Source organism: Nitratidesulfovibrio oxamicus (assembly GCF_015731765.1).
Taxonomy (GTDB): Bacteria; Desulfobacterota; Desulfovibrionia; order Desulfovibrionales; family Desulfovibrionaceae; genus Cupidesulfovibrio; species Cupidesulfovibrio oxamicus.
In genome coordinates this window covers 1-5,023 of the sequence record NZ_VRYY01000173.1, presented here as the reverse complement: position 1 = coordinate 5,023, position 5,023 = coordinate 1, and the positions used below count along the sequence as shown (strand labels likewise).

Genomic DNA, 5,023 nt, shown 5'->3' with positions numbered 1-5,023 from the left:
GTGCACGCCGACGGTCCGGGTGGCGGTGACGCCCCGGCCAGCCGGACCGCCTGCCCGTTGCTGGCCCGGACGTTTCAGGTGGCGGATGCGGGCGTCGTCGGCACTGCCGCTCGCCCCGGCCTGGCGGACATGGTCGACGGGACCGAAAAGGCGGACGCATCTGGCGCGTCTGGCGCGTCTGGCGCATCTGGGGCATCTGATGAACCCGGCGTATCTGGCACGTCCGTCACGGCAGGCGGCCCCGGCATGTCGGGCAAACCGGACGGACCCGGCAAACCGGACGGACCGGGCAAACCGGACGGACCGGGCAAACCGGGCGGGCGGTGCATGCTCTTCGCTCGCCGCCCCCTGCGCTGCCGCCTGTCGGACATCCCGCCGTCCACCGGGCCTTGCGGTGACGGCCCCGGCGCGGGCGAACGGCTGTGGGTCGAAATGCTGGAACAGCCGCTGGAAGACCTGTCACGCCGCACCTTCACCGCGCTGGCCGGGTGCGAACCGTCCGAAGCCCCCCCCTGCTTCCCCCTGCCGGAGGTGCTGTCCGGTCGCTACGTGCAGACCGTGTTCCACGCCATCGCCTGCCTGCTGCGGCCCACGACAAATGGCAATGGCGGCAACGGCCCAAGGTAGCCACCGGGGCGACGGCAATCAGCCCCCATGGCCGCGCTGCCTGACCCCGCCACCCCGCAGCGCAACTGCCAGCGCCGCTCGGCAGGCATTCGCCGTTTCCCGTCCCTCTTTCTGTCACCCGTACCGCAGGCACGACAAAGGGCAGGCGGTCATGGCGACCCACCTGCCCTTGCCGTTTTCCTTTCCCCGGATTGGCGGGGTTGCCGCCCCGGCACGGGGCGCCCCTCCGTTCCATCGCCTTCGGGCTACGCCCCCGGCTCACCGGGTTCCCTGATTGGTTCGCCCGGATACGGCGCGCAGCCGCACGATCGGGCCAGCACTTCCAGCACCGTCCTCGCGGTGCGCTCTGACGAGGCCGGGTTCTGCCCGGTCACCAGCAGCCCGTCCGCCACCACGTGCGGTTCCCACAGCGGGCCGCGCTCGTACCTGGCGTCAAGGCGGGTCAGTTCGTCCTGCAACAGGAAGGGCACCACCTGCGACAGGCCCACCGCGTCCTCTTCGGCGTTGGAGAACCCGGTCACGTTGCGCCGGGCCACCAGCGGCTTGCCGTCGGGCGTGGTGGCCCGCACCAGCACGGCGGGGCCGTGGCACACTGCCGCCACGGGCTTGCCCGCGCGGTGCATCTTCTCGATGATGGCCAGCGAACGCGCATCGTCCACCAGATCCCACAACGGGCCGTGCCCGCCGGGGTAGAACAGCACATCGTAATCCTCCGGGCGCACCTCGGCCAGTGGCACGGTGTCCTTCAGGGCGGCCATGGCCGCCGGGTCCGCCGTGAAGCGGCGGGTGGTCCTGTTCTGGGCCTCTTCCGTTTCGCTGCGGGGGTCCACGGGCGCGGCGCCGCCCTTGGGCGAGGCCAGCGTCACCCGCGCCCCGGCGTCCGTGAACACGTAATAGGGCGCGGCCAGTTCCTCCAGCCACAGCCCGGTCTTGTGGCCGGTATCGCCCAGCCTGTCGTTGGACGTGACGATCATCAGCACTTTCATGGCAACCTCCCTATGTGACGGCGGCATGCGGCCAGCCGTGGCCAATGCGGAAAATTCCGGGAAGAACGGCGTGCCGCCGGGCCGACTTTCGGAAACGGCGGGGCCGATCGTCCATTATCGCAAAATAGTGAAGGCCGGGGGAGGGAGCAAGGGGAAAGACGGGCTGCGGGCCGCCGGGGCGCGAAACGGAATGCCGGGAACAGGACGCAGGAACGCCGCCGCCATGGGGTGCGGCGGCGTCATCCACAGGCGGCGCGTTGGCCACACATGACCCCGATGCCGCCCTCGTCCCGGTGTCAGGCCCCGCCCCCGACAGTGCCGCCGCCGGAACCCGCCGTCCCCTTGTCCGGATCAGGGACCGGGCGGAGAACCGGCGGGGTATTGCCCGGCGTGTCCGCCCGCTCCGTACCTTCCGCTTCCAGCCGTTCGTCGAGGTTCAGCCGGTCCAGCAGGTCCAGGGGGTCTGTCTGGGGCGCTGACGGCTGTTCCGGTGCCTGCTCCGGGGGCTGCTCCGGGGGGTGTTTCCGGGGCGGCGCATCCCGGTCCGCTCCGGCAGCCTTGCCGGAACGGGCGGACTGCGAGGAATGCGGATGCGGCGCAGTGCCCGCCTGCGGATGCGGAACGCCGGCCCCGGCAGCGGCACCCGTGGCCCCGCCCGCATCGGTCTTTGGCCCGGGCAGTTTTCCGAACGTGGCGGGAATGAAGTATTCCGAACAGCCGAAGGCAATGCTCACCACCACCGTCTTCAGCACGTCGATGCTGTACACGGTGTCCACGCCCTGCATGCCGCTCCCCTTGCCCAACGGCAGGAACAGGTCGTTGATGTTGAACAGCGAGATGATCTTGGCATTGACCAGATAGCACCCGGCCAGCGCCCCCACCGCACCGATGAGCATGCGGTTGCCGATGTACCAGACCGACGCGTACGCCTCCACCTCGCGCAGGCGCGACGTCTTGAAATAGTTGTTCATGCGCAGGGCCACCGTCACCAGCGCGCCCGCGCAGCCGCCCGCCAGCGCCAGCAGCATCACCTGTCCGATGCCCGGCCCCCGCCACGGCAACCCCGCAGACCCCATGCCGCCCGGCATCCAGTTGACCAGCCATCCGGCCACCACCCAGAACACGGCGGCAGCCATGGCCGACAGTTCGGCATGGAACAGCATGACCGCAAAGGTTCCCAGCATGAGCCGCACGAGATACTTGCAGGTGCGCTCCAGCAGCCACTTGCGCCGCTCGCGCTTCTGCGATTCCAGTTGCAGGTCCACAAGGATGCGCGCGAACAGTTCCCGTCGGCACTGGGACGACATGGGCTTGGGGTCCACCTCGGCATAGAACCCTGCCGTGTCCGGGTCCATGATGCTGCGGGCCTGCGACAACAGCCGCTCTATCTCGATGAGCACGCGCTCGTCGGTATGGAACGGGGCAAGGCTCTGTTCCACGAAGTAGGCATCGTCCCACGAGAAATCCGGCTTTTCCAGGCGGGCCGTCACGGCGGCGTGCACGTCCGTGCCCTTGAACGGGCCGCGCGCCAGCAACCCGGCCTGTGCCGACAGGGTGGTGCGGAACTGTTGCAGGATATTGGTATCCTTGCCGCAAATGTTGGCATCCGACATGACGGTTCCCATCCCCGCCGGGCGCGGCCCGGCCCGTATGCACGTGCGCCTTCCCCTCTTCGCGCCATACCGCAGCCCCCGTGCAGCGCCATTATTTTCCGACCAACCCGGCGGTCGGCCCGCCCACGACGAAAAGCCCCGCCGGAAGCTGTCTTCCGGCGGGGCCAATCGTATCGGACGTGTCGGACGTGTCGGACGTATTAGGCGTATCGACGCGCCAGGGGCGGCGGCAGACGCCATCCGTCCTAGATGATGCCGAACTTCGCCTTCGCCTCCTGCCTGCGGGCATGCAGGATGGGCTCCGTGTAGCCCGAGGGCTGCTCGCGCCCCAGCAGCACCAGGTCGCAGGCGGCCTGGAAGGCCACGCTGGCGTCAAAGTCCGCGCTCATGGGCCGGTACGCCGGGTCGCCCGCGTTCTGGCGGTCCACCACGGCGGCCATGCGCTTGAGCACCGCCACCACCTGCTCGCGGGTGCAGATGCCGTGGTGCAGCCAGTTGGCGATGTGCTGGCTGGAAATGCGCAGGGTGGCGCGGTCTTCCATCAGCCCCACGTCGGTGATGTCCGGCACCTTGGAGCAGCCGATGCCCTGTTCCACCCAGCGCACCACGTAACCAAGGATGGACTGGGCGTTGTTGGCCAGTTCCTCTTCCACCTCTTGCGGGGTGGGGCGGGATGCGGGCGCCATCAGGGGCAGGGTCAGCAGGTCGGCCAGGGTGGCGCGGCGCTGGCCCGCCAGGGTCTTCTGCACGGCGGCCACGTCCACGGCGTGATAGTGCATGGCGTGCAGGGTGGCGGCGGTGGGCGAGGGCACCCACGCACAGTTGGCTCCCGCCCTGGGGTGGCCGATCTTGGTTTCCACCATCTCGCGCATCATGTCTGGCTTGGCCCACATGCCCTTGCCCACCTGGGCGCGCCCGGCAAGGCCGCAGGCCAGGCCCGTGTCCACGTTCCAGTCCTCGTAGGCGATGATCCAGCGTTCGCCGCGCATGGCGTTCTTGCGCACCACCGGACCCGCCTCCATGCAGGTGTGGATTTCGTCGCCGGTGCGGTCCAGGAAGCCGGTGTTGATGAAGATGACCCGCTCCGCCGCCGCGCGGATGCACTCCTTCAGGTTCACCGTGGTGCGGCGCTCCTCGTCCATGATGCCGATCTTCAGCGTGTTGCGCGGCATGCCCAGGGCGTCTTCCGCCATGCGGAACAGCTCGACGGTAAAGGCCACCTCTTCCGGCCCGTGCTGCTTGGGCTTGACGATGTACACCCCGCCGGTGCGGCTGTTGCGCACGCTGGAGGTGCCGCGCAGGTCGTGCAGGGCGATGTAGGCCGTGGCCATGGTGTCCAGCATGCCTTCGGGAATTTCTTCGCCGGACCGGGTGAGCACCGCGTCGGTGGTCATCAGGTGGCCCACGGTGCGCACCAGCAGCAGGCTGCGGCCCGGCAGCGAGAAGGCGGCCCCGTCCGGCCCGGTGTATTCGCGGTCCGGGTTCAGGGTGCGCAGCACGGTGCGCCCGCCCTTGGGAAATTCCGCCGAAAGGTCGCCCCGGAACAGGCCCAGCATGTTGCGGTAGGCCTGTGCCTTGTCCGCGCCGTCCACCACGGCCACCGAATCCTCGCAGTCGAGGATGGTGGTCATGGCCGCCTCCATCACCACGTCGCGCACCCCGGCGGCATGGTCCCTGCCGATGAGGTGCGCGCGGTCGATGCGGATTTCCGCGTGCAGTCCGTGGTTGCGCAACAGCACCGCGCCGTTGCCCCCGGCGGGGTCGCCCGCGTGCCCGGCGAAGCGGGCGGGGTCGGCC

3 protein-coding genes and 1 pseudogene are annotated in these 5,023 nt (G+C 69.5%); 1 reads left to right on the top strand and 3 read right to left on the bottom strand.

Annotated features, from left to right (window positions below):
* Positions 1 to 627, top strand: a pseudogene (locus FVW20_RS07290) (phosphatase); the annotation flags it as partial.
* A 245-nt stretch (positions 628 to 872) separates the two neighbouring features.
* On the opposite strand, the gene FVW20_RS07285 reads toward FVW20_RS07290, so the two are convergent.
* The 3 genes from FVW20_RS07285 to FVW20_RS07275 all read right to left on the bottom strand — a co-directional run.
* A complete protein-coding gene (locus tag FVW20_RS07285) occupies positions 873 to 1,613 on the bottom strand; it encodes a type 1 glutamine amidotransferase domain-containing protein (protein ID WP_196608912.1) in 741 nt (246 codons plus the stop codon).
* Positions 1,614 to 1,909: 296 nt separating this feature from the next.
* Positions 1,910 to 3,226, bottom strand: a complete 1,317-nt coding sequence (locus FVW20_RS07280) for a hypothetical protein (RefSeq protein ID WP_196608911.1) — start codon at positions 3,224 to 3,226, stop codon at positions 1,910 to 1,912.
* Between the two features lie 245 nt (positions 3,227 to 3,471).
* On the bottom strand, positions 3,472 to 5,023 hold a 1,552-nt coding region (locus FVW20_RS07275; RefSeq protein ID WP_196608910.1), incomplete at its 5' end, for a malate synthase G.

Coding starts and splice junctions, on each gene's coding strand:
- FVW20_RS07285 (WP_196608912.1), bottom strand. CDS start 1,613: ATGAAAGTGCTGATGATCGTCACGTCCAACGACAGGCTGGGCGATACC.
- FVW20_RS07280 (WP_196608911.1), bottom strand. CDS start 3,226: ATGTCGGATGCCAACATTTGCGGCAAGGATACCAATATCCTGCAACAG.